Raw genomic sequence first — 23,776 nt, 5'->3', positions numbered from 1 at the left:
GGCGGGGGTGTCAGGCATGCGGGGCACCGTGCTCAGTTGCCCGACTGGGCGGCGGGGCTGTCAAAGAAGTAGTCCTTGACCGAGGTGGGCTTGTTCTTGATCGCGCCCACCCGGTGCATGAACTGGCCCAGGCCCAGGGTGTTCTGGGGCGTGGTCTTGAACTGCACTTCGGGGTTGCGGATGATCTTCAGCAGCAGATCGCGATCGGTCTTGGCGTGGGTGACCCGAAGGTAGGTGTCGGCTGCCTTCTCGGGGTTGGCGGTGATGAACTGGGCGGCTTCGTCCAGGGCGGCCACCAGGGCCTTGTAGGTCTTGGGGCTGTCTTTGTAGAACTTCTCGGTGGCGTAGAGCACGGTGGCCGACGAGGGGCCGCCTTGCACGTCGTAGCTCTTGAGCAGCACGCGGACCTGCGGGTTGCCGGCCAGCTCCTGCTCCTGGAAGGGCGGGTTGCCGAAGTGGGCGGTGATCTCGGTGCCGCCCTTGATGATGGCGGCGGCTGCCTCGGGGTGGGGCAGGGCCACGCTGAGCTTGTCGAGGCGGTCGAACTCGGCATCGCCCCACTTCTTGGCCGCGGCCATCTGCAGGATGCGCGACTGCACCGACACGCCCACCGCCGGCAGGGCGATGCGGTCCAGGCCGGTGAAGTTGGCAATGCTGTTGACCTTGGGGTTGTTGGTGACCAGGTAGTACGGGAAGTTGCCCAGCGAGGCCACGCCGCGCACGTTCTGCTTGCCGCGGGTGCGGTCCCACAGGGTGAACAAGGGGCCGACGCCAGCCCCGGCGACCTCGATCGAGCCTGACAGCAGGGCATCGTTGACGGCGGCGCCGCCCGACAGCTTGACGAATTCAACCTGGATGTCGATGCCGGCGGCCTTGCCGTGCTTTTCGATCAGCTTCTGGTCTTGCGCCACGTTGAGCAGCAGGTAGACGATGCCGAACTGCTCGGCGATGCGCAACTGGCCTTCGGCGGCCTGGGCCTGCAGGGGGGCGAGACTGCTCAGCAGCAGGGCGGTGCTGCTGGCCAGGGCGGCGGCGCGCAGTGCCAGGCGACGGGAAAGAGTGTGTTTCATGACGGTGTGGATAGCAGGGGCGGTAAGGGCTCAGTAGGCGACGTCACCTTCGATGGTCACGCGGTAGAGCTTGCGGCGCAGGTGATCGGGCGTGCCGGCCGCCAGGTGCAGCACCGAGCGGTTGTCCCAGAACACCAGGTCGTGCGGTTGCCACTGGTGGCGGTACTGGAACTGCGGCTGCACGCTGTGGGCGAACAACTCGGCCAGCAGGGCCCGGCTTTCGTCTTCGGGCACGCCCAGGATGCGGGTGGTGAAATGCTCGCTGACGAACAGCGCCTTGCGTCCGGTTTCGGGGTGGGTGCGGACCACGGGCTGGGCGACGGGCTTGACCTGGGCCACCTGCTCGGGGCTTAGGTTGGGGCGCCAGGGGCTGCGGGCCTGCAGCTCGGCATAGCGGGCCAGGTAGTGGTGCTCGGCCTTCAGGGGCGCAATGGTTTTCTTCAGCTCGGCGCTCAGGGTGTCCCAGGCCAGGTGCTGGTTGGCGAACAGGGTGTCGCCGCCTTCGGAGGGCAGCTCGTGCGCGTGCAGCAGCGAGCCCAGGCTGGGCTTCTCTTTGTACGACAGGTCGGAGTGCCAGAACACGCCGGCATCCCCTAGGCCGATGGGTTTGCCGTTTTCGAGGATGTTCGAGACGATCAGCACCTCGGGGTGGCCCGGCAGGGCGAAGGTGTTGAGCACATGGATCTGCAGCGGGCCGAAGCGCCCGCTGAAGGCCACGTGCTGATCGGGCGTGAGGCTGGCCTGGTCGCGGAACACCAGCACGTGGTGGTCCAGGTGGGCCTGGTGGATGCGGCGGAAGTCGTCGGTGTTGACCGGGCGCGACAGGTCCAGGCCGATCACCTCGGCGCCCAGCGCGCCGTCAAAGGGGCGGATGTCGAAGGTCTGGGCCGGTGCCGTGGCAGCGGCAGAGGTTTGGGGGGCAAGCGTGGCGGACATGGTTCGGTGCTCTGGGTTGGGTTCTCCTGGCCGAGCCAGGGGACGATGGCTGGGGCAGGGCTGGCCCGCGCGAGCGGGCCTGGGGCGTCAGGCCGGGCTGGCCTCGACCTCGGTGGCTTGAATGGCCTGGCGAGCCAGGACGGCCGGGTGCGCCGGCCGGGGCAGGCCCAGGTGCTCGCGCAGGGTGCGGCCGGTGTACTCGGTGCGGAACAGGCCGCGGCGGCGCAGCTCGGGCAGCACCCCCTCGATGAAGTCGCTCAGGCCGTGGGGCAGGGTGGGGCCCATCACGTTGAAGCCGTCGGCGGCGCCGGTCTGGAACCAGTGCTCCAGCTGGTCGGCGATCTGCACGGGCGTGCCCACCAGGGTCCAGTGGCCACGGGCCGAGATCACCTTCTGGTAGAGCTGGCGCAGGCTGAGGTTGTCGCGGCGCGCCATGGCGCTGAACAGGTCTTGCCGGCTTTGCCAGCCTTCGGTGCGCGGCAGCTCGGGCAACGGGCCGTCCAGCGGGTAGCCCGACAGGTCCACCCCACCCAGGAAGGCCGACAGCAGACCCAGGCCTTGCGCGGGGTCGATCAGCGACTGCAGGGCTTCGTATTTGTCTTGTGCCTCAGCCTCGCTGCGGCCCACGAAAGTGGACACGCCGGGGAGGACCTTCAGGGCGTCCGGGGAGCGTCCGAAAGCCGGGAGCCGGGCCTTCAGGCCCTGGTAGAAGGCACGCGCCTCTTCCACGGTCTGTTGGGCGGTGAAGACCAGCTCGGCGGTCTCGGCGGCCAGGTTCTGGCCGTCTTCCGACGAGCCGGCCTGGACCATCACCGGGTAGCCCTGCACGGGGCGCGGCGTCTGCAAGGCGCCGTGCACCGAGTAGTGCGGGCCCTCGTGGCTCACGCGGTGCAGCTTGGCCGGGTCGAAGAACTGGCCGGCCTGGGCGTCGAAGCGGAAGGCATCGTCCTCCCAGCTGTCCCACAGGCCTTGGGCCACTTTCACGTATTCATGGGCGCGCTGGTAGCGGCTGGCGTGGTCGGCCTGCTGGTCCAGGCCGAAGTTGCGGGCCTCGAAGTCGGAGCCCGAGGTGACCAGGTTCCAGCCTGAACGGCCCTCGCTGAGGCGGTCCAGGGTGGCGAATTTGCGGGCCAGGTGGTAGGGCGGCAGGTAGCTGGTCGAGACCGTGGCCACCAGGCCGATGCGCTCGGTGGCGCCGGCCAGGGCCGTCAGCAGTTGCAGCGGCTCCAGCATGTAGGGCAGGGCGTTGCGCGCCAGCAGGTGGGCGGGCGCATCGGACAGGCCCACGTTGTCGGCGCAGAAGATGGCGTCGAACTTGGCGGCTTCGGCCAGGCGTGCCAGGCGCTGGTAGTGCGCCAGGCTGGCGGCGCCGGCCGGATCGACGTCCGGATGGCGCCATGCCGCCAGATGGTGGCCCACCCCGAACAGGAAGGCCCCCAGGTGCATTTGGCGAGGGGATGGGCTCATGACGGGGGTGGTTTTTTTGTTGTCAGTGAACGCCGGGGATCAGAGCTTGGCGATCGACACTTCGGTCGACTTCACCAGGGCCACGACCTCGGAGCCGATGGTCAGGCCCAGATCGTCCACCGAGCGGGTGGTGATGACGGAGGTGACGATGCCCCAGGGGGTTTCGACATCGATTTCGGACACGACATCACCGCGGATGATTTCGCGGACCTTGCCCTTGAACTGGTTGCGGACGTTGATGGCTTGGATGGACATGGTGTGGCTTTCTTGAAAAGGTGAAGAAAAGGGTTGAAGAAAAAAAGCGTGGGCTGGTGCCGGGGCGTCAGACGATCTCGGCCACGGCGTCAAACGCCAGGCGCGGGCCGCGCGGGTGGGTGCCCGCCGGGTCGCCCACGCCCAGGTTGACGATGAAATTGGTGCTGTAGCGGCCGTCCGGGAAGAAGGCCGCGTCCACGGCCGCCGGGTTGAAACCCGACTGCGGGCCGGCATCCAGCCCCAGCGCGCGGGCAGCCAGGATCAGGTAGGCGCCTTGCAGGCTGCTGTTGCGAAACGCCGTGGCCTGGGCCAGGGCGGCGTTGCCGTCGAACAGGGGCTTGGCGTCGTAGGCCGGAAACTGGCTGGGCAGGTGTTCCTGGAAGCGGCTGTCCTGGGCCACGATCACGCTCACGGCGGCGCCTTCGGTCTGGGCCTGGTTGCCGCTCGACAGAGCGGGCTTGAGTCGGGCCTTGGCCTCGGCGCTGCGCACGAACACAAAGCGTGCCGGCTGCGCATTGAAGGCGGTCGGGCCCCACTTCAGCAGCTCATACAGCGCGTGCAGCGTCTCGTCCGGCACGGGCACCGGCTTGAACGCGTGCACGGTGCGTGCACTGCGAAAGAGTTGGTCCAGTGCCGCATCGGGCAGGGCGTTCAAGGCGTGGGTCATGGCCGGAGTGCTCCAGGTTCAGTGGGTGGGCGCGTCGGGGCTCAACGCGGCGAATAGATCTGGTCGAACGAGCCGCCGTCGGCAAAGTGGGCCTTGTCGGCCGTGGTCCAGCCGCCAAACGCTTCGTCGATGGTGAACAGCTTGAGCGGGGGGAACTGCGAGGCGTACTTGGCCTTGGCCTTGGCGTCGGTGGGGCGGTAGAAGTTGCGGCCGGCGATGTCCTGGCCTTCTTCGGAGTACAGGTAGCTCAGGTAGGCCTCGGCCACCTTGCGGGTGCCCTTCTTGTCGACGTTCTTGTCGACCACGGCCACCGAGGGCTCGGCCAGGATGCTGATCGAAGGGGCCACGATCTGGAACTTGTCGGCACCGAACTCCTTCAGCGCCAGGAAGGCTTCGTTCTCCCAGGCCAGCAGCACATCACCCACGCCGCGTTGCACGAAGGTGATGGTCGAGCCACGGGCCCCGGTGTCGAGCACCGGCACGTTCTTGTAGAGCTTGCCCACGAACTCCTTGGCCTTGGCGTCGCCACCGTACTGGCGCTTGGCGTATTCCCAGGCGGCCAGGTAGTTCCAGCGGGCGCCGCCCGAGGTCTTGGGGTTGGGGGTGATCACGGCCACGCCGGGCTTGATCAGGTCGTCCCAGTCCTTGATGCCCTTGGGGTTGCCCTTGCGCACCAGGAACACAATGGTCGAGGTGTAGGGCGAACTGTTGTGCGGCAGGCGCTTGACCCAGTCCTTGGCGATCAGACCACCGTGGTTGGCCACGGCATCCACGTCACCGCCCAGGCCCAGCGTGACCACGTCGGCGTCAATGCCGTCGATCACCGAGCGGGCCTGCTTGCCCGAGCCGCCGTGCGACTGCTTGACCGACACGTCCTGGCCGGCCTTGGCCTTCCAGTACTTGGCGAAGGCGGTGTTGTACTCCACATACAGCTCGCGCGTCGGGTCGTACGACACGTTGAGCAGGTTCACGGTCTGGGCTGCGGCCGGCAGGGCTGTCAAGGTGCCGGTCGCCAGGATGGCGGCGGCGGCAGCCAGCAGGGGCAGGCGGAAGAAGGAACGACGGCTGGACATGGTGTGGGCTCCGATGGATTGAGGTTGGGGGTTTTTTTATGGAATGGTCAGATTCTGAAAACCCTCGATCCAAACGCGAACGAATAAGAACAATGGTTCTTATGCGGTTTTGTAGTTAGCAAGGCCGGGCGGGCGTTCCAGTGCCGTGGGCGGTGCTGGAGGCGGATTTAGGTTGTGGGCGCAACCATTGGGGCAATCACCTAGTTGCGCGTGCAACCAAATGGCTTAAATTCCAGCCTGTCGTTTGATCCAGGGCAGAACGCCGTCGACACGAGCGGCAAGACCAACGCCTTCCCCACCCCACAAGAGACAGACCATGCACCCGCCCCACTCGCCCCACCTGACTCTGCGCCGCCGCGCCTGGCTGCTTCTGGCCTTGGCCGGCGCGACCGGCCCCGCGGCCGCGGCCGAGCCCTATCCCGCCAAGCCCATCGAATGGGTGGTGCCGTACCCGGCCGGCGGCGGCACCGACGTGGTGGCGCGCACCCTGGCCGAGGCCATGGGCAAGGCGCTGGGCCAGCCCATCATCATCAACAACAAGCCCGGCGCGGCCACCAACATCGGGGCCGAGTACGTGGCCCATGCCAAGGCCGATGGTTATGTGCTGCTGTCGGCCGACACCGCCACGCTGGCGGCCAACCCGTTTCTGTATACCAAGCTGGCCTACAGTGCCGAGAAAGACTTCGCGCCCATCGGCCTCACGGTGCGCTTTCCGATGATCCTGGTGGTCAACCCCCAGGTGCCGGTCAAGACCCTGGCCGAGTTCAAGGCCTGGGCCAAGACCCAGAACGGCGCCAACTACGCCACCCCGGGCGCCGGCAGCCCGCACCACCTGGCCACCGAGTTGTTTCGCGCCCAGGCGGGCCTGCAGCTCACCCATGTGCCTTACCGCGGGGCCGCCCCGGCGGTGCAGGATGTGGTGGCTGGCCAGGTGCCCTTCATGTTTGTTGACACCGCCAGCGGCTACCAGTTCATTGCCGCCGGCAAGCTGCGCCCGATCGGCGTGGCGAGCCCGCGCCGGGTGCCCAATTTCGAGACCATCCCCACGCTGCAGGAGCAGGGCCTGAAGGGCTTCGAGGCCTACGCCTGGCAGGGCCTGGTGGCCCCGGCCGGCGCCCCGCCCGAGGTGATCGCCAAGCTCAACGCCGCCTTGCTGGGGGCCCTGGGCTCGACGGCCATCAAGGCCCGCTTGCAGACCCTGGGGCTGGAGTCCATTCCTGGCACCCCGCGCCAGATGGCCGATTACGCCGCGGCCGAGCGGGCCAAGTGGAGCCAGGTCATCCAGACCAGCGGCATCAAGCTGGATTGAGCCGCCTGCCCGCCCTTTCTTTTTTCTGAGCACTGACATCGCCATGCACCAGCCCACCACCGAAGCCCGGCCCTCGATCTATTACCCCTACCAGGTGTTCGCCCCCTGGCTGCCCTCGGCCCACCCGCCCCAGGCCCGCCAGCGCGTGGTGATCGCGGGCTCAGGCCCGGCCGGCATGGTGACGGCGCTCGAGTTGGCCCGCCATGGCGTGCCCAGCGTGGTGCTGGAGAGCGAGCTGCAGGTGTCGCAGGGCAGCCGGGCCATCGTCTTCACACGCCGTTCGATGGAGATCCTGCAGCAGGTGGGCGTGGCCCAGCGCATGAGCGAGCAGGGCCTGCCCTGGCGCTTTGGCAATTCGTACTACCGGGGCCAGCGCGTGTTCCGCATGGAGGCGCCGCACGACAGCGATGACCGCTACTTTCCCATGCTCAACATCCAGCAGCAGTACATGGAGGAGTACCTGATCGAGGCCTGCGCGGCGCAGCCCCTGATCGACTTCCGCTGGGGCAACAAGCTGGTGCAGGTCCGCCAGGAAGAGGGCGTGGCGCATCTGCAGATCGACACGCCCGAAGGCCCTTACGCCCTGGACACCGATTGGCTGGTGGCCGCCGATGGCGGGCGCTCCGAGATCCGCACCGCCCTGGGCCTGAAGATGGAAGGTGCGTCTTACGAAGGCTTCTTCGTGATCGCCGACATCCGCATCGACCTGCCCCTGCCCACCGAGCGCCTGGCCTTCTTCGACCCCGACTGGAACCCTGGCAACACCATCCTGATGCACCGCGAGCCGCATGGCATCTGGCGCGTCGACTACCAGCTGCCCCCGGGCGAAACCCCCGAGCAGGCCCTGCGGCCCGAGTCGCTCAAGGCCCGCATCGATGCCCAGCTGGCCATGATCGGTCACGCCGGCACCCCCTGGGAGATGGACTGGAGCTCGGTCTACTCGGCCCGCACCCTGACCCTGCCCGACTACGTGCACGGGCGCGTGCTGTTCACCGGCGATGCGGCCCACCTGCTGCCCATCTTCGGCGTGCGCGGCGCCAACACCGCCTTCCAGGACGCCCAGGCCCTGGGCTGGCAACTGGGCTGCGTGGTGAAGGGCCTGGCCGGCGAGAAACTGCTGGCCAACTACAGCACCGAGCGCGTGGGCGCTGCGCGCGAGATCATCGACGAAGCCGGCAAGAGCACCCGCTTCATGACCCCGCCCAGCCGCGGCTTCAGGTTGCTGCGCGACGCGGTGCTGTCGCTCTCGCTGAGCCAGGGCTTTGTGCGCCCGCTCTACCACTGGCGCACCTCCCGACCCCACGAATACAGCGGCTCGGTGCTCAACAGCCCGGGCGACGACAACGCCTTGTTCAGCGCCGGCCCGGCGCACGGCGCGCCACCGCGCAACATCCGGCTTTCGGCCGACGACTTTCTGCTCGATCACCTGGGCGGCGGCTTTGACCTGCTGTACTTCACCGAGGCCCCGGCCCTTCCCGGGGCCCTGCAGCAGGTGGTCGTGGCCGCCCGGGCGCGCGGCGTGCCCCTGAAGGTGATCGCCGTGGGCGCCCCCGGCCCGGTGGCCGGTGCCGACCTCAGCCTGCCAGACGCCGACGGCCATTTCCGCCAGCGCTACGGTGTGCCCGCCAGCGGCGCGGCCTACCTGCTGCGCCCCGACCAGCATGTGTGCGCCCGCTGGCTCACGCTGGACGCCCACCGCCTGCAGGCGGCCCTGAACACCGCCCTGCCGCAATGAACCCCGAGACCTCTGCCATGACCGCTGAAACCACCCCATCCCTGCCCCTGTCCGGCCTGGAGGACGTCTACGACGCCCTGGCCAGCGCCATCGACCAGGCCGGCCCAGACAAGACCGAGCTGTTCCTGGTCAAACTGGCCTTGCTGAACGCGCAGCAACTGGGCAGCGCCAGCCTGGTGCGCGAGCACATTGAGGTGGCGTTGAAGGATCTTTGAGGCCCGGCGCCGGCGGGGGGGGATTCTCCAGAAGGCATCTGGAAAATCGGCACTTGAAAGCGCCCATTCAAGGCCTGGACGTTCGTTGATCTGATCGGTGCTTTCGACAGGACTTGGCGCGCGCCCGCGCTCAGCTCCGTGGTGACGTCCCGCTGGGGGCGTATCCATTGCTCGGGGCGCCCGTGGGTGAGTCCATGCATGGGTTGCGCCCAGATCGGTGTACTTTTGGGGTAACAATCGCTGGCAACAGCACTGGAACAGGCGGTGGCCAGGCCATCGGTTGCCTCATGCTCTTAGCTTGAACCGAATCGAAACGGGACATTGACGATGACAAGCACCCAACAACGCGCCGAACTGCAGTGCCGCAACTGGCAGGTTGCCGACGACATGCGTGGCGCCGTCGACGGCTGGGATTCCAAGCATGCCATTTTGGTCAAGATCGCAAACAGGGGAGCAAACGGATGAGTGATCAACCCGCCTCCCTGATGCCCACGCCCACGGGCTATGTTGACTGGCTGAGCGAGCTGAAAATCAAAATCCACAGCGCCCAGCAACGGGCCACGCTGGCGGTCAATCGCGAACTGGTTTTGCTGTACTGGCAAATCGGCTGCGACATACTGACCAAGCAACATGAGCAAGGCTGGGGGGCGAAGGTGATTGAACGGCTGGCGCACGATTTGCACAGCGCTTTCCCCGACATGAAAGGGTTTTCGCCGCGCAACCTCAAGTACATGCGCGCCTTTGCCCAAGCCTGGCCCGAGGCCGAATTTGTGCAAGCGGTGCTTGCACAATTGCCCTGGTATCACCAATTGGCGCTGCTGGACAAGCTATCCCACCCTGCCGCGCGTCGCTGGTACGCCGCCAAGGCCATCGAGCACAGCTGGTCTCGAAATGTGCTGGTGATGCAAATCGAAACCCGCTTGCTGGAGCGCAGCGGCTCAGCCGTGACCAACTTCGAAGTGAGCCTGCCCAAACCACAGTCCGATCTGGCGCGCGAATCACTGAAGGACCCCTACCGCTTCGACTTTCTGGGCTTGACCGACGAGGCCCAAGAGCACGAGGTGGAATATGCTCTGACCCAACATGTCACCGAATTCCTGCTGGAATTAGGGGCGGGCTTTGCTTTTGTCGGGCGGCAGGTTTTGCTAGATGTCGGCGGCGACGAGTTTTTCATCGATCTGCTGTTTTATCACCTGAAGTTGCGCTGTTATGTCGTGATTGAACTCAAGGGCGGCAAGTTCAAGCCGGAGCACCTTGGGCAACTGGGCTTTTACATGACGGCGATAGATCGGCAGGTGAAGCACGATCTCGACAACCCCACCATTGGCCTGTTGCTGTGCAAGAGCAAAAACAAGGTGGTTGCCGAATACGCCTTGGGCGATAAAAGCCAACCGATGGGCATCGCCGAATACAAGCTGATCGAATCGCTCCCTGACCCACTCAGAACCAATTTACCCAGCATTGAGCAGATCGAGCGCGAATTGCAAGGCGGTGAGGCCTGATCAGAGTGGTTTTTGGAGGTCACTGCTGGACTCCCTCACCCCAGATACGGCATCCCCCGGATCTTCGGCCCGATGTCGTCCAGGAAAGCCTGGGCCAGGGGCGACAGTGAGCGACCGCGGCGGGTGAAGACCTCGAAGCTGCGGCGCACCTCGGGCTGGCCCAGGGGCATCATGCTCAGGCCGTAGAGCGTGACCAGGGGGGCAGCGTAGGGGATGCACAGGGCCACGCCCAGGCCGGCCTGCACCATCGACAAGGCGGTGGACATGTAGGCCACCTCGGTGCTCGGCACAAACTGGAAGTCGGGGTCGGCGGCGCGCAGGTCCTGGGCCAGGCGCTCGGTGAACTGGCCCTGCAGGCCGATCACGGGGTAGGGCTTGAGATCGGTCCAGCGCAGGCTTTCTTGGGCGGCCAGCGGGTGCCCGGGCGGGTAGACCGCCATGAAGGGCCCGTCAAACAGGTGGGCCGAGGTGATGTCGGAGTTGGGCTCGCGTTCGGGGCCGATGCCGATGTCCACCTCGCCCGAGAACACCCGGGCCATCACGTCTTCCACCGGCACGTCCACCAGCTTCACCGAGCCGCCCGGGTGCTCGGCCTGGAAGCGCGCGATCAGGTCGGGCATCAGGGTGGACGCCAGCAACTGCGACACCGCCACCCGCACCACGCCTTTCTGGCTGGTGCTGTCGTCCACGGCGCGGTGCAGCACCTCGTCCAGGTCGTGCAGCACGGTCTCCAGCATCGGGCTGAGGCGTTCACCGGCCTCGGTCAGGTGCACGCGGCGTGTGCTGCGGTCGATCAGGCGCACGCCCATGGACTGCTCCAGCTCCTTCACCAGGCCCGACAGGGCCGACTGCGAGATGTACAGGCTCTCGGCCGCCAGGGTGAAGCTGCCGGTGCGCGCCACGGCCAGAAAGGCCCGCAACTGCCGCAAGGTCACATTCATCGGATTAACCTATAAATTGATCGAATAAAACGGCTTGCATGATAGTTGGTGATCCATTCCAATGGCATTGCCCCGGGCCTCATGGCGAGAGCCCGACGACAAATTCCCCGACGATCATCGCCAGACACAACGCTTACGGAGACCTCAACATGCTGGTTCAAAAAGTTCACCACGTCGCCTACCGCTGCATCGATGCCAAGCAAACCGTGCAGTGGTACGAAAAACACCTGGACATGAAGTTCGTGCTCGCCATCGCCGAGAACGAAGTGCCCTCGACCAAGGCCCCCGACCCTTACATGCACATCTTTCTGGACGCGGGCAATGGCAATGTGCTGGCCTTCTTCGAGCTGCCCAGCCAACCCCCGATGGACCGCGACCGCAACACCCCGGCCTGGGTGCAGCATCTGGCCCTCAAGGTTGATTCGGTGGACACCCTGATCGCCACCAAGGCCCGCCTGGAGGCCGCCGGCATCGAGGTGATCGGCCCCACCGACCACACCATCTTCAAGTCGATCTACTTCTTCGACCCCAACGGCCACCGCCTCGAACTGGCGGCCGACACCGGCACCCCCGAGATGATGAAAAAGCTCGACGAGGTGAAGTGGGACATGATCGAAGAGTGGTCGCAGACCAAGCGCGCCCCCAAGCACGCCGCCTGGATGCACGACGGCAGCATGAGCCAGGCCTGAGCTTCCAGACTTTCCGTACCCACACCCTCACAGGCTCTCTCTGATTGAACGATGACGCTTCTCAACGAAACCCATGACCCGGCCCTGCGCAGCTGGGTGGCCACGGCCCAGGCGACTGGGGCCGACTTTCCGATCCAGAACCTGCCCTTCGCCATCTTCCGCCGCGCTGGCCGCAACGAAGCCTGGCGCGGTGGCGTGGCCATTGGCGACCAGGTGCTCGACCTGGCGGCCGTGGCGGCCAGCAGCGTGTTCACCGGCCTGGCGGCGCAAGCCGTGCAGGCCGCCGCGCAAGACAAGCTCAACGCCCTGATGGCCCTGGGCGCCCCGGCCTGGAGCGCGCTGCGCCTGGCCTTGTCGCGCGCGCTGCGCGAAGGCGCGCCCGAGCAGGCCACCCTGCAGGCCGCCCTGGTGCCCCAGGCCGAGGCCGAGTACGACGTGCCGGCCCGCATCGGCGACTACACCGACTTCTACACCTCGGTGCACCACGCCACCAACATCGGCAAACAGTTCCGCCCGGACAACCCGCTGTTGCCCAACTACAAGTGGGTGCCCATCGGCTACCACGGCCGTGCCTCCAGCATCGGTGTCTCGGGCCAGCGCTTTGCGCGCCCCCAGGGGCAGACCATGCCGCCGGGCGCCAGCCAACCCCTGTTCGGGCCCTGCAAGCGGCTGGACATCGAGCTGGAGCTGGGCATCTTCGTGGGCAGTGGCAACCCGCTGGGTGAGCCCGTGCCCATGGGCCAGGCCGAAGACCATGTGTTCGGCATCTGCCTGCTCAATGACTGGTCGGCGCGCGACATCCAGGCCTGGGAGTACCAGCCCCTGGGGCCCTTCCTGTCGAAGAACTTCGCCACCACGATCTCGCCCTGGATCGTCACCCTGGAGGCCCTGGCCCCGTACCGGGTGGCCTTCACACGGCCCGAGGGCGACCCGCAACCGCTGCCCTACCTGGATTCGGCCGCCAACCGCGAGCAGGGCGCCTTCGACATCCAGCTCGAGGTCGGTCTGCAGACCCCGCGCCTGCGCGAGGCCGCCCAGGCGGCCGCCGTGATCTGCCGCACCAGCTACCGCCATGCCTACTGGACGGTGGCCCAGATGCTCACCCATCACACGGTCAACGGCTGCAACCTGCAGCCCGGCGACCTGTTCGGCAGCGGCACCCTGTCGGGCCCCACGCTGGACCAGGCCGGCGCGCTGATCGAGTTGACCCAGGGCGGCAAGAACCCGGTGCAACTGCCCAATGGCGAGCAGCGCGTGTACCTGGAAGATGGCGACGCCGTGGTGCTGCGCGGCTGGTGCGAGAAGCCCGGTGCGGCGCGCATCGGCTTTGGCGAGTGCGTGGGCACGGTGTTGCCGGCCCGGGTCTGAGGCCCGAAGGCGCAGATGGGCCCGAACGGGTGCCATCTTGCGTGAACTTGTTCGCAAGGCGGCCTGTTTCCTGAGCTTGGAGGTGGGCGCTTGCTGAAAAGCGCTTCCTAGAATCGGCAGCAGACGCCCGGGGCCCCCGCCCTGGGTCTGGTTCCGATCCATGCTGACCCGTTTGCGCTTACCGACCTGGCGATCTGCCACCCTGGCGATGGCCCTGTCGGCTTGTGCCACGCTGGCGCCTGCCCAGGGCAGCGCCGATGCGGCGGCGGCCAGCCCGGGCGCTCCGAATACCCGACCGCCGGCCCTGCCTGAGCTGCTGCTGGGCATCCTGCACTACACCCGCTGGCCCCAGCCCCTGGCCAGCCACCGCCTGTGCCTGAACGACGGCGATGCCGACGCGGTGGCCCTGGCGCGCGAGCTGAACGCCCAGGGCGCCCAGGCCGTGCCTCCGGTGCACAGCGCGCTGCGCAGCCTGCGCGCCGACCTGGCCGACAGCCTGCTCGACTGCCAGGCCATCTACTTCGGCGCCATGCCCGTGCGTGGCCTGCAGCCGCTGCTGTTGCGCCTGAACCGCCACCCCATCCTGACCCTGGGCCAGGGCGATGATTTCTGCTCCTATGGTGGCAAGTTCTGCCTGCTGCAGGGGGCTCAGGGCTGGCAGATCAAGGCCAATCTGGATGCCATTGCCTACAGCGGCCTGCGTGTCAATGCGCGGCTGCTGCAGCTCACGGTGCGACCTGCGGGGGGGCGCCCATGAGTCAGCCACCGCCAACGACCCGCCATCGGCTGCAGCCGGCCGATGCTCGGCCCGTGCGCAGCGTCGCCCGCCTGGTGCGCCTGGGCCAGTGGCGCAGCGCCGGCGTGGCCCTGGCCTGTGCCGGTCTGTTCATGAGCGCGGCCAGCCTGTACTCGCTGCAGCAATACGCCCGGCATGCCCTGGCCATGGCCGCCCATTCCCTGGCCTTTGCGGGTGAACCCGCGATCCGATTCCGCGATCTGGAGGCGCTGCGCGAGCTCGCCGAGCAACTGGCCGAGCGCGAGCAACTGGCCTCGGTCACGGTGCTGGACGCGCGCGGGCAGCGCCTGTTGCAGGTGGAGCGCCCGGGCCAAGGCGCCTTCGACCGTCTGGCGCGGCGCGTGGCCGAGCTGTTCATGCCACAGCCGGTGAGGGCGCCAGTCTTGGGCGGTGGGCTTGGAGCGGGTGACTTGGGCGAGGTGCAACTGCGCTCGGATGGCCGCGTCCTGCTCGGCGACCTGGGCCTGCTGCTGCTGGCCTTGCTGGGCTGTGTGGCGGTGACGGCGCTGGTGGTGCTGGCGGTGTCGCGCCGCCTCACGGAACTGATCGTTCAGCCCCTGGGCGCCATGCTGGAGCTGACCCGCGCCGTGCGCACCAGCCGGTCCTTCGATCGCCGCGCGCAGGCCACCCCGGTGCAAGAGCTCAATGCCCTGGCTGACGACTTCAATGCCCTGCTGGTCGAGCTGCAGCGGCAGCAGCGTCGCGTGGCCGCGCGCCACAACGACCTGCGCCGCAGCAACGAGTCGCTGCGCCACGCCAGCCTGCACGATGCGCTCACCGGGCTGCCCAACCGCAGCCACCTGTTCGAGCACCTGGCTTCCGTGTTCGAGCGGTGCCAGCGCCAGGGCGGGCAGGCGGCGGTGCTGTTCATCGATGTGGACCGCTTCAAGCAGGTCAACGACACCCTGGGCCATGCGGTGGGCGACGCGCTGCTGATCGAGCTGGCGCAGCGCCTGCAGTCGGCCCTGCGCGAGTCCGACTTCGTGGCCCGCCATGGCGGCGACGAGTTCCTGGCGGTGCTGTTCCCGGTGGGCGACGAGACGGAGGTGCGCCTTTGCGTGGACCGCCTGCGCGCCGCGCTGGCCCAGCCGCTGCGGCTGGACAGTGGCCAGACCCTGCCTTTGAGCGTGAGCATCGGCACCGCCTTGTTCCCGGCCCAGGGCACCAGCGTGGACGAACTGGTGCGCGCCGCCGATGCCGCGATGTACCGCGACAAGGTTCGTTCCCATGGACTGCAGCCCCTGACGACACTTCAATCTGAGCCCGCGTCACCGTGAGGCCGATGCCCCCTGCCTGATCTGCCCGGAGACATCCATGACCTCTGATAACCGAATCCACCGTCAAGCCAGACCCCTTGGTTGCCTGCCGCAGGTCATCACTTTGTTGAGCCTGTCGAGCCTGCTGGGCGGCTGCGCCAGCCCGCCGCAAGCGCCATCCCCACCCCAGGCCGTTGTTGCGCCCGATGCCCGCGAGGCGGCCCTGCGTGGGCTGGGCTTCCGGCCCACCGAGCAGGGTTGGGAGCTGGACCTGGCCGGCCGGGTGGTGTTCCCGGTGGACGATGCCTCCTTGTCGGCCGAGGCCCAGGCCGCGATCGAGCGCCTGGCCCGCACGTTGCGCGGCCTGGGCATCACCGGGCTGGCCATCGAGGGGCACACCGACAACCAGGGCTCGGCCACCTACAACCAGCGCCTGTCCGAGCGGCGTGCCCAGGTGGTGGCCCAGGCGTTTGTCGAGCGCGGCTTCGAGCCGGCCCAGGTGCGGCACCAGGGCTTCGGCTTCAGCCGCCCGATCGAGGACAACCGCAGCGAGGCCGGGCGCCAGCAGAACCGCCGCGTCACCATCATCGTGAGCTCTCTCTGACATGGATCAGCCGAAGAAGCGAGAGTCGCGTCGCGTCGGTGCCAAGCCAGAGGGGCTCGACCTTGTTCAGGGTGGACAATCGCTTGGCGCCAGGCAGGAGGCCCTGGCCTTTCAAGGAGACTCTGCATGAGCGAATCTGCGCCCGCACCGACCACGCCCACGGCAACGACCGCAGGTCCCGCCGGGCCCAGCCTGAAGCTGCGGCGCCTGGCCATCGACACCTACCGCGAAAACGTCGCCTACCTGAACCGCGACTGCGATGTCTACCGCGCCGAAGGCTTCCAGGCCCTGTCCAAGGTCGAGGTGCGCACCAACGGGCGGCGCATCCTGGCCACCCTCAATGTGGTCGACGACCCCGGCCTGGTGGGCTGCGGCGAGGTGGGCCTGTCGCAGGATGCCTTTGCCCAGTTGGGCGTGGAAGACGGTCACCCCGCCTATGTGTCGCAGGCCGAGCCGCCCGAGTCGATCCCGGCGCTGTTCCGCAAGCTCGATGGCGAGCGCCTGGGGCAGGCCGACTTCGACGCCATCATCCGCGACATCGCCCAGCACCGGTATTCCAAGATCGAGCTGACCGCCTTTGTGGTGGCCAGCAACCGCAGCGAGCTGGACCGCGAAGAGGTCTACTTTCTCACCGAGGCCATGGTCAAGACCGGGCGCCGCCTGGACTGGCGCCAGCCCGTGGTGGTGGACAAGCACTGCATCGGCGGCATCCCGGGCAACCGCACCTCGATGCTGGTGGTGCCCATCGTGGCGGCCTATGGGCTGGTGTTTCCCAAGACCTCGTCGCGCGCCATCACCTCGCCTGCGGGCACGGCAGACACCATGGAGGTGCTGGCCCGCGTCGAGCTGCCCTTTGACCGCCTGACCGACATCGTGCGCCAGCACCACGGCTGCCTGGCTTGGGGCGGCACGGCCGACCTGTCGCCGGCCGACGATGTGCTGATCTCGGTCGAACGCCCGCTGTCCATCGATTCGCCGGGGCAGATGGTGGCCTCCATCCTGTCCAAGAAGATCGCGGCTGGCGCCACCCACCTGGTGCTGGACATCCCCATCGGCCCCACCGCCAAGGTGCGCTCCATGCCCGAGGCGCAGCGCCTGCGCCGCCTGTTCGAGTACGTGGCCAGCCGCATGCGCCTGTCGCTGGACGTGGTCATCACCGACGGGCGCCAGCCCATCGGCCGCGGCATCGGCCCGGTGCTGGAGGCGCGTGATGTGATGCAGGTGCTGCAGAACGACCCCGAGGCCCCGCAGGACCTGCGCCAGAAGTCGCTGCGCCTGGCCGGCCGGCTGATCGAATGCCACCCCGATGTGCGCGGCGGCGAGGGCTACGCGATCGCGCGTGACATCCTCGAGTCCGGCCGAGCCCTGACCCAGATGAACGCCATCATCGAGGCCCAGGGCGCCTGCGGCTTCGACTACCAGAACCCGCCGCTGGGCGCGCTGAGCTTCGAGGCCCGGGCCACCGAGGCCGGCGTGGTCACCAGCATCGACAACCTGCAGATTGCCCGCATCGCCCGCCTGGCCGGCGCCCCCCATGTGCAGGGCGCCGGGGTGGATCTGCTGCGCAAGCTGGGCGAGCCCGTGGCCCCGGGCGATGTGCTGTACCGCGTGCACGCGGGCTTTGGCGCCGACCTCGAGTTTGCCCGCCAGGCCTGCCAACGCAGTCAGGGCGTGCAGATCGGCGCGGTGGGGGCGGTGCCCCATGTGTTTGTCGAATCCTGATGACGATGAAGTTTTGGAAGGATGGCCCATGACCCCTGCTCAAGAACCCGGTGCGCTGCTGTGCTTTGACGACGAGCTGGCCGTGGCCCGCCGTGCCGCCGAGGCCACCGGCCTGCGCCTGGCGGTGGTGGAGCGCCACCGTTTTCCCGATGGCGAGTGGCGCCTGCGTCTGCCGCCCGCCCTGCCGCCGCGGGTGGTGGTGTGGCGTTCGCTGCACCAGCCCAACGAAAAACTGGTTGAGTTGCTGCTGCTGGCCGAGACCGCGCGCCAGCTCGGAGCCCGGCACCTCAGCCTGGTGGCGCCTTACCTGGCCTACATGCGCCAGGACATCGCCTTTCACCCGGGCGAGGCCGTCAGCCAGCGCATCGTAGGCCGCTTTCTGGCCGGTCTGTTCGATGCCCTGATCACGGTCGACCCGCACCTGCACCGGGTGGCCACCCTGCACGAGGCCGTGCCCCTGGCCGACGCCATCGTGCTCAGTGGTGCGCCCCTGCTGGGCGCCTGGGTGGCCTCGCAGCGCCAGGATGTGCTGCTGCTGGGGCCCGATGAAGAGTCGCTGCAATGGGTGAGCAGCGCGGCCCAGGCCCATGGCTGGCCGCATGCGGTGTGCCGCAAGCTGCGCCATGGCGACCGCCATGTCGAGATTGCGCTGCCCGAGTTGTCCGTGGCCGGGCGCGCCGTGGTGCTGATGGACGATGTGGCCAGCTCAGGGCAGACCTTGATCGAGGCCACCCGTTTGCTGCTGGCGGCCGGCGCCCGTTCGGTGGATGTGGCCGTCACCCACGCGCTGTTCGCCGGCGACGCGCTGCAGCGCCTGCAGGCGGCCGGCGTGGGCCAGGTCTGGAGCACCGATTGCATCGCCCACCCCAGCAACGCGGTGTCGGTGGTCGGGGCCGTGGCCGAGGCCCTGGCGGCCCTTTACCAACGCCTGGACCTCGTGCCCGGCGATGGCGGACAGAGGGTCACTTCGGAGGCTTGAGCGTAGGCCTGGCGCTTATCATGTTTCCACATCCCAGGCGGACTGGCCTGGGGCCCTTCGGCCCGGGAGCCCGATGCTGCAGCAACTCAAAACCTTTGGCGAAATTCTCGATGGTCTGGAGATCGCCATGTGCGTCTTCGACGACCAGGACCGGGCGCTGGCCTGGAACCGCTGCTTCTTCCGATTCTTTCCGGAGCACGAGGGGCAGTTGCACGAGGGCGAGCACTACAGCGTCAACCTGCGGCGCTTCTACAGCGGGCGCCTGAGCCCGCAGGAGCTCAGCGGCATCGACCGCTACATCGAGGCCGGCATTGCGCGCCACCAGCACCAAAGCCAGCCTTACGAGTTCGAGCATCTGGGGCGGCGACTGCGGGTGTCTTCGCTGCCGGTGCCCGGGGTGGGTCGCATGCGCCTGTGGCGCAGCGAATCGTCTCTGGCCCCCCAGGCCACCTTGCCGAGTGGATCGCCCGCTGCCTTGCCTGTGGGCGGCGGTGTGCTGCTGGACAAGGTGCCTGACGCCTTGATGGTGTGTGGCCTGGATGGTGGCCGCATCGAGTGGGTCAATGAATCCTTTGTCCTGATGTACGGCTTGCGTGATCGGCAGTCGGCTGTGGGCAGCGGCTTCGAGCAGGTGTTCGAGGCGGCCTGGCAGCAGGAGTTGGCGGCCGGCACGGCCGATCACGAACTGTATGCCGCAGGCTTGCAGGTGCTGAAGGACCATCTGCGGTTTTCCGGGGCACCGTTTGAGCTGCCGTTGCCAGGCAACCGCTTTTGCCGCGTGATTGCCCGGCCTACCGGCGGCGGCGAGGCTTTCTACGCCCACGTCGATATCTCCGAAATCAAACGTCAACAACAGCGGCTGGAAGCGGCTGAACGCCTGGCGCGTGAACGCGAACAGCAGTTGCGCCACAAATCTGTGCTGCTGGAGGCCACGGTCGAGAACCTGGATCAGGGCATTGCCCTGATCGGTGCCGATGGCACGCTCGAGCTGAGCAACCTGAATTTCCTGGATCTGCTCGATCTGCCCAGGCAATGGCTGGGGCAGCGCCTCAACCTGTCCGATGTGCTGGATTACCAGCGTGCCCATCATGAGTTTGAGGGGGCCCCGGATGTGGTGCAGCAGTATGTGCATGCGGGGGGGCGTTCGCCTCATTTGCCGCGCTACGAGCGCCGGCGCGGCAACGGCCGGATGATCGAGGTGCGCAACATCCCGATTGAAGACGGTGGCTTGCTGCGCACTGTCACCGACATCACCCAGCGCAAGCTGGACGAGGAGCGCATCCGCTTTGCGGCGCACCATGATGCGCTCACCGGCCTCATCAATCGCGCCATGTTCATGGAGTGCCTGGAGGCCGAAGTCTCGCTGGCCCGGCGCACCGGCAACGGCTGTGCGGTTCTTTACCTGGATCTTGACGGGTTCAAGCCCATCAACGACCAGTATGGTCACGCCGTGGGTGACTTGGTGCTGGTGGGTGTTGCACGCGCCTTGAGCTCGATTGCCCGCGAGGCCGACTTCGTGGCCCGCCTGGGGGGCGATGAATTTGCCGTGCTGCAACGCGGTGTGCAAAGCCGCGAGCAGGCGCGCCAATTGGTTCAGCGCGTGCACCAGGCGCTGAGCCAGCCGATCACGGTGGAGTCCCTGCGCTTGCACGTGGGGGCCTCGATCGGCGTGGCGCTGTGCCCGGACGACGGTGATCAGGCCGAAGCCCTGTTGCGCCAGGCCGATCTGGCGATGTACGCCCGTAAGAAACAGCGGGCCCGGCCAACCGGCTGAAGGGCCGGCAGGTCGGGGGGCGTGCTCAACCCTGCTTGAAAGGCAGCTCGCGCACGGGCTTGCCGCTGAGGCGGGCCACCGCGTTGGCAAAGGCCGGGGCCAGCGGGGGCAGGCCCGGTTCGCCCATGCCGGTCGGTGCATCGTCGCTGAGCACGGTGTGCACGGCGATCTGCGGCATGGCCGTGATGCGCGGCACGGCGTAGTCGCCGAAGTTGCTCTGCTCAACCTGGCCGTCCTTCAAGGTGATGGCGGCGCCGGGCAGGCACATCGACAGGCCCATCAGCGCGCCGCCCTGCACCTGGGCTTCCAGGCTGCGCGGGTTGATCACCCGGTTGCAGTGCACGCCGGCCGTCACCTTGTGCAGCGTGGGCACGCCCTTCTTCAGCGAGGCCTCGACCACATAGGCCACCACCGAGTTGAACGACTCGTGCACCGCCACGCCCCAGGCGCGGCCGGGGGCCAGCTTCTTCTTGCCGTAGCCGGATTGGTCGACCGCCAGCTGCAGCGCCGCCTTGTGGCGCGGGTGCTGCTCGCCGATCAGCTTCATGCGGTAGGCCACCGGGTCTTGCCGGGTGGTGCGGGCGATCTCGTCGATCAGCGTCTCCATCACGAAGGCGGTGTGGGTCGAGCCCACGCTGCGCCACCACAGCACCGGCACATTCACCTTGGGGTGTTGCACGGTCAGGCGCATCGGGATCTCGTAGGGCTCTTTCATGCCTTCCACCGCGGTGCCGTCGATGCCGTTCTTGACCATCATGGGCTCGAAGGGCGAACCAGCCAGGATCGACTGGCCCACGATCACGTGGTCCCAGGCCTGGATGCGGCCCTGGCCGTCAAAGCCGATGCGGGCCGTGTGCAGGTGCATGGGGCGGTAGTAGCCGCCCTTGATGTCGTCCTCGCGGCTCCACAGCAGGCGCACCGGGGCGCTGATGCCCGCGGCCAGGGCGGCCTTGGCCACCTGGGCGGCCTCCACCACATAGTCGCTGCTGGGGATGGCGCGGCGGCCGAAGCCGCCCCCCGCCATCTGCACGTGCACCTGCACGTTCTGCGGCGGCAGGCCCAGCACGGTGGCGGCGGCCAGGCCGTCCAGGCCCGGCATCTGCGTGCCCACCCACAGCTCGGCCTTGCCCGCCTCGACGCGCACGGTGCAGTTCAGCGGCTCCATGGGCGCGTGGGCCAGGTAGGGGAAGACGTACTCGGCGCTGATCTGGTGCGGGGCCTTGTCCAGGCCCGACACATCGGCGTCGAAGCGGCGCGGGCCGGGCTGCGTGGCCAGGGCGCGGTACTGCGCCAGCTGGCGCGCGCTGTCCACCTTCTCGACCGCGCTGCTGTCCCAAGCCAGCTTGAGGGCGTCGCGGCCCTGCTTGGCGGCCCAGTAGCCGTCGGCCAGCACGGCCACGGCTTCGCCGCCCCGATCGGCCGGGATGCGCAGCACGGCCTTCACGCCCTTGATGGCGCGCGCGGCGCCGTCGTCCACCGACTGCAGCCTGGCGCCGAACACGGGCGGGTGGGCCACCACGGCGGTCAGCAGGCCGGGCAGGCGCACGTCGATGCCGTAGTCCTGGTGGCCGCTTGATTTGGCGGCCGCATCCAGGCGGCCCGTGGGCTGGCCGATCAGCTGGAAGTCTTTCGGGTCTTTCAGCGTCACGCTGGCGGGCACCGGCAGGGCCATGGCGGCCTCGGCCAGTTCGCCGTAGCCCAGTTGCTGGCCAGCCGGCCCGATCACCTGGCCCTTGTGGGTGCGCAGGCTGGCCGGGTCAAGCTTCCAGCGGGCCGCGGCGGCCTGGACCAGCATGGCACGGGCGCGGGCGCCCAGCTCGCGGTACTGGGTGTAGGAGTGCGCGATCGAGCCCGAGCCGCCCGTGATGTGCATGCCGAACAGCGGGTCGACATAGGCCGGGTCGTTGCTGCCATGCACGCTGTTCACCCGGGACCAGTCGGCGTCCAGCTCTTCGGCCAGGATCATGGGCAGCGAGGTCTGAACACCCTGGCCGAAGTCCAGGCGGTTGATGGTGATGGTGGTGCTGCCGTCGGCCGCGATGTGCAGGAAGGCCGAGGGCTGCTGCGTGGGCTTCAGGCCGGCGGGCTTGGCCGCGTCCTGGGCCAGCGTCCCCAGCGGGAAGGCGCCCAGCGCAAAGCCGCTCAGGGCGCCGAGTTTCAGAAAGCTGCGCCGGGGCAGGCCCGTGGTGGCCGGGGTGCTGCCGGCCTGTTCGCGTTGCATCAGGGCCTGCAGGTGGCGCGGCAGTTCGAAGGTGGCTTGATCGAAATTCATGGGGTGCTCCTTCTGGGGGTCAGGCCAGGGCCTTGGCGGCGTCGGTGATGGCGGCGCGGATGCGCGCATAGGTGCCGCAGCGGCAGATGTTGCCCGCCATGGCCGAGTCGATCTCGGCCTCGCTGGGCAGCTTGCCGCGGGGCAGGGTCTTGAGGAAGGCGGTGGCCGACATGATCTGGCCGCTCTGGCAGTAGCCGCACTGGGCCACGTCGTGCTTCACCCAGGCCTGGTGCACGGCCTGGCCCACCTTGTCGCTGCCGCCGGTGACGGCCTCGATGGTGGTGATCTTCTGCCCGCTGGCGGCCGACACCGGCGTCACGCAGGATCGGATCGCCTGGCCGTTCAGGTGCACGGTGCAGGCGCCGCACAGGGCCGCGCCACAGCCGAACTTGGTGCCGGTCATGCCCAGGGTGTCGCGCAAGGTCCAGAGAATGGGCGTGGACGGGTCGACATCGACCTCGTGGTTCTGTCCGTTGATGTTCAGGGTGCTCATGGGGTGGGTCCTCTTTGGGTGAATATATATTCGGTTAAAAGGCGGATGCGGGCGCTGTGTTGGTGCTGTCAGGTCAGGCCTTGATGCCGTCCCAGCACAGCCCGAAGGCCATGTTGAGCTGTTCGGGGGTGTGGCTCAAGGTGCCGCTGCGCAGCAACTGGGCGGTTTCGCGCACCGAGCCGGCAAAGCTGCTGATCAGCAGCGGCGTGGGCACGTCTTTGAGGATCTGCTGGGCCTTGGCGTTGTCGATCAGCTCGACCCAGCCCTTGATCAACTGGGCCGACAGCTGCCGGCTGGCCTCGCTGAACCAGGGCGAGTTGTAGTACTGCTCCAGAAACACCACCTGGGCCGAATGGGCCAGCCGGTGTTCCAGCCAGTTGTCCCACATGTGGCGAAAGCGCTGGCGGAAGGGGGCGGCCGGGTCATCGCCCTGCATCAGGCTGGCCGCCGTCTGGCGTTTGGCCTGCTCGTACAGGCCCACCATCAACTCTTCCTTGGATTTGAAGTAGACGTAGAGCGTGCCCGTGGCCAGGCCGGCCTCACGGGCGATGGCGGCCATGGTCAAGCCGCTCAGCCCGGTCTGCTCGACCAGGGTGAAGGTGGCCTCGGCGATGGCGCGCAGCTTTTCTTCGTCCTTGGGTTTCATGTCGGCG

General features: G+C 67.8%; 23 protein-coding genes. 13 read left to right on the top strand and 10 right to left on the bottom strand.

Annotation, left to right across the window (positions count from 1 at the left end):
• Positions 1-32: 32 nt before the first annotated feature.
• From F624_RS0113545 to F624_RS0113520, 6 genes are all read right to left on the bottom strand, one after another.
• Positions 33-1,070, bottom strand: coding sequence for an ABC transporter substrate-binding protein (locus F624_RS0113545; protein ID WP_019574852.1), 1,038 nt, complete (start codon positions 1,068-1,070; stop codon positions 33-35).
• 30 nt (positions 1,071-1,100) lie between these two features.
• Positions 1,101-2,006 (bottom strand): TauD/TfdA dioxygenase family protein, encoded by a 906-nt coding sequence (locus tag F624_RS0113540; protein ID WP_019574851.1) that lies wholly within the window; start codon positions 2,004-2,006, stop codon positions 1,101-1,103.
• A gap of 87 nt (positions 2,007-2,093) precedes the next feature.
• A complete protein-coding gene (locus F624_RS0113535; RefSeq protein WP_043425956.1) occupies positions 2,094-3,473 on the bottom strand; it encodes an LLM class flavin-dependent oxidoreductase in 1,380 nt (459 codons plus the stop codon).
• 39 nt (positions 3,474-3,512) lie between these two features.
• Positions 3,513-3,728 carry a TOBE domain-containing protein gene (locus F624_RS0113530; protein WP_019574849.1) on the bottom strand — a complete coding sequence of 72 codons (216 nt, stop codon included), beginning with the start codon at positions 3,726-3,728 and terminating at the stop codon, positions 3,513-3,515.
• Between the two features lie 67 nt (positions 3,729-3,795).
• A complete protein-coding gene (locus tag F624_RS0113525) occupies positions 3,796-4,395 on the bottom strand; it encodes a malonic semialdehyde reductase (RefSeq protein WP_019574848.1) in 600 nt (199 codons plus the stop codon).
• A 41-nt stretch (positions 4,396-4,436) separates the two neighbouring features.
• Positions 4,437-5,468, bottom strand: a complete 1,032-nt coding sequence (locus F624_RS0113520) for a sulfate ABC transporter substrate-binding protein (protein ID WP_019574847.1) — start codon at positions 5,466-5,468, stop codon at positions 4,437-4,439.
• A 316-nt stretch (positions 5,469-5,784) separates the two neighbouring features.
• Between F624_RS0113520 and F624_RS0113515 the strand changes: the two genes are divergently transcribed.
• The 5 genes from F624_RS0113515 (at position 5,785) to F624_RS0113495 (ending at position 10,229) form a co-directional block, all read left to right on the top strand.
• Positions 5,785-6,777 (top strand): Bug family tripartite tricarboxylate transporter substrate binding protein, encoded by a 993-nt coding sequence (locus F624_RS0113515; RefSeq protein WP_019574846.1) that lies wholly within the window; start codon positions 5,785-5,787, stop codon positions 6,775-6,777.
• A 43-nt stretch (positions 6,778-6,820) separates the two neighbouring features.
• Positions 6,821-8,512 carry an FAD-dependent monooxygenase gene (locus F624_RS0113510; protein WP_019574845.1) on the top strand — a complete coding sequence of 564 codons (1,692 nt, stop codon included), beginning with the start codon at positions 6,821-6,823 and terminating at the stop codon, positions 8,510-8,512.
• 17 nt (positions 8,513-8,529) lie between these two features.
• Positions 8,530-8,727 carry a hypothetical protein gene (locus F624_RS0113505; protein WP_031254950.1) on the top strand — a complete coding sequence of 66 codons (198 nt, stop codon included), beginning with the start codon at positions 8,530-8,532 and terminating at the stop codon, positions 8,725-8,727.
• A gap of 327 nt (positions 8,728-9,054) precedes the next feature.
• A complete protein-coding gene (locus F624_RS34875; protein ID WP_019574843.1) occupies positions 9,055-9,192 on the top strand; it encodes a hypothetical protein in 138 nt (45 codons plus the stop codon).
• Complete coding sequence (locus F624_RS0113495) at positions 9,189-10,229, top strand: PDDEXK nuclease domain-containing protein (protein ID WP_019574842.1); 1,041 nt, start codon at positions 9,189-9,191, stop codon at positions 10,227-10,229. Before F624_RS34875 ends, F624_RS0113495 begins: the two co-directional genes overlap by 4 nt.
• 35 nt (positions 10,230-10,264) lie before the next feature.
• On the opposite strand, the gene F624_RS0113490 is transcribed toward F624_RS0113495, so the two are convergent.
• Positions 10,265-11,170, bottom strand: a complete 906-nt coding sequence (locus tag F624_RS0113490) for a LysR family transcriptional regulator (RefSeq protein WP_019574841.1) — start codon at positions 11,168-11,170, stop codon at positions 10,265-10,267.
• 149 nt (positions 11,171-11,319) lie between these two features.
• Here F624_RS0113490 and F624_RS0113485 point away from each other — a divergent pair, with 149 nt between their 5' ends.
• From F624_RS0113485 to F624_RS0113450, 8 genes are all read left to right on the top strand, one after another.
• Positions 11,320-11,859 (top strand): VOC family protein, encoded by a 540-nt coding sequence (locus tag F624_RS0113485; RefSeq protein ID WP_019574840.1) that lies wholly within the window; start codon positions 11,320-11,322, stop codon positions 11,857-11,859.
• 51 nt (positions 11,860-11,910) lie between these two features.
• Positions 11,911-13,227: a fumarylacetoacetase gene (fahA, locus tag F624_RS0113480; protein ID WP_019574839.1), complete on the top strand. Its 1,317-nt coding sequence runs from the start codon at positions 11,911-11,913 to the stop codon at positions 13,225-13,227.
• Between the two features lie 160 nt (positions 13,228-13,387).
• On the top strand, positions 13,388-13,984 hold the full coding sequence (gene yfiR / locus F624_RS0113475) for a regulatory sequestration protein YfiR (RefSeq protein WP_031254949.1): 597 nt from the start codon (positions 13,388-13,390) through the stop codon (positions 13,982-13,984).
• Positions 13,981-15,300: a diguanylate cyclase DgcN/YfiN gene (dgcN, locus tag F624_RS0113470; RefSeq protein WP_084679509.1), complete on the top strand. Its 1,320-nt coding sequence runs from the start codon at positions 13,981-13,983 to the stop codon at positions 15,298-15,300. The genes yfiR and dgcN overlap by 4 nt, the downstream gene beginning before the upstream one ends.
• A 37-nt stretch (positions 15,301-15,337) precedes the next feature.
• Positions 15,338-15,883, top strand: a complete 546-nt coding sequence (yfiB, locus tag F624_RS0113465; protein ID WP_084679508.1) for an outer membrane lipoprotein YfiB — start codon at positions 15,338-15,340, stop codon at positions 15,881-15,883.
• 126 nt (positions 15,884-16,009) lie between these two features.
• Positions 16,010-17,605 carry a thymidine phosphorylase family protein gene (locus tag F624_RS0113460; RefSeq protein ID WP_019574835.1) on the top strand — a complete coding sequence of 532 codons (1,596 nt, stop codon included), beginning with the start codon at positions 16,010-16,012 and terminating at the stop codon, positions 17,603-17,605.
• A 28-nt stretch (positions 17,606-17,633) separates the two neighbouring features.
• Complete coding sequence (locus F624_RS0113455) at positions 17,634-18,584, top strand: ribose-phosphate pyrophosphokinase (RefSeq protein ID WP_019574834.1); 951 nt, start codon at positions 17,634-17,636, stop codon at positions 18,582-18,584.
• A 73-nt stretch (positions 18,585-18,657) separates the two neighbouring features.
• Positions 18,658-20,358 (top strand): diguanylate cyclase domain-containing protein, encoded by a 1,701-nt coding sequence (locus F624_RS0113450; protein ID WP_019574833.1) that lies wholly within the window; start codon positions 18,658-18,660, stop codon positions 20,356-20,358.
• Positions 20,359-20,383: 25 nt separating this feature from the next.
• Here the strand turns inward: F624_RS0113450 and F624_RS0113445 are convergent, their stop codons facing one another.
• The 3 genes from F624_RS0113445 to F624_RS0113435 form a co-directional block, all read right to left on the bottom strand.
• Complete coding sequence (locus F624_RS0113445; RefSeq protein WP_019574832.1) at positions 20,384-22,630, bottom strand: xanthine dehydrogenase family protein molybdopterin-binding subunit; 2,247 nt, start codon at positions 22,628-22,630, stop codon at positions 20,384-20,386.
• Positions 22,631-22,649: 19 nt separating this feature from the next.
• Positions 22,650-23,123, bottom strand: a complete 474-nt coding sequence (locus F624_RS0113440; protein ID WP_019574831.1) for a (2Fe-2S)-binding protein — start codon at positions 23,121-23,123, stop codon at positions 22,650-22,652.
• 73 nt (positions 23,124-23,196) lie between these two features.
• A complete protein-coding gene (locus tag F624_RS0113435; protein WP_019574830.1) occupies positions 23,197-23,769 on the bottom strand; it encodes a TetR/AcrR family transcriptional regulator in 573 nt (190 codons plus the stop codon).
• Positions 23,770-23,776 lie beyond the last annotated feature (7 nt).

This window comes from Curvibacter lanceolatus ATCC 14669 (assembly GCF_000381265.1).
Lineage (GTDB): Bacteria > Pseudomonadota > Gammaproteobacteria > Burkholderiales > Burkholderiaceae_C > Curvibacter > Curvibacter lanceolatus.
The sequence above is the reverse complement of the archived record's forward strand: the minus strand, read 5'-3'. Positions and strand labels throughout refer to the sequence as shown.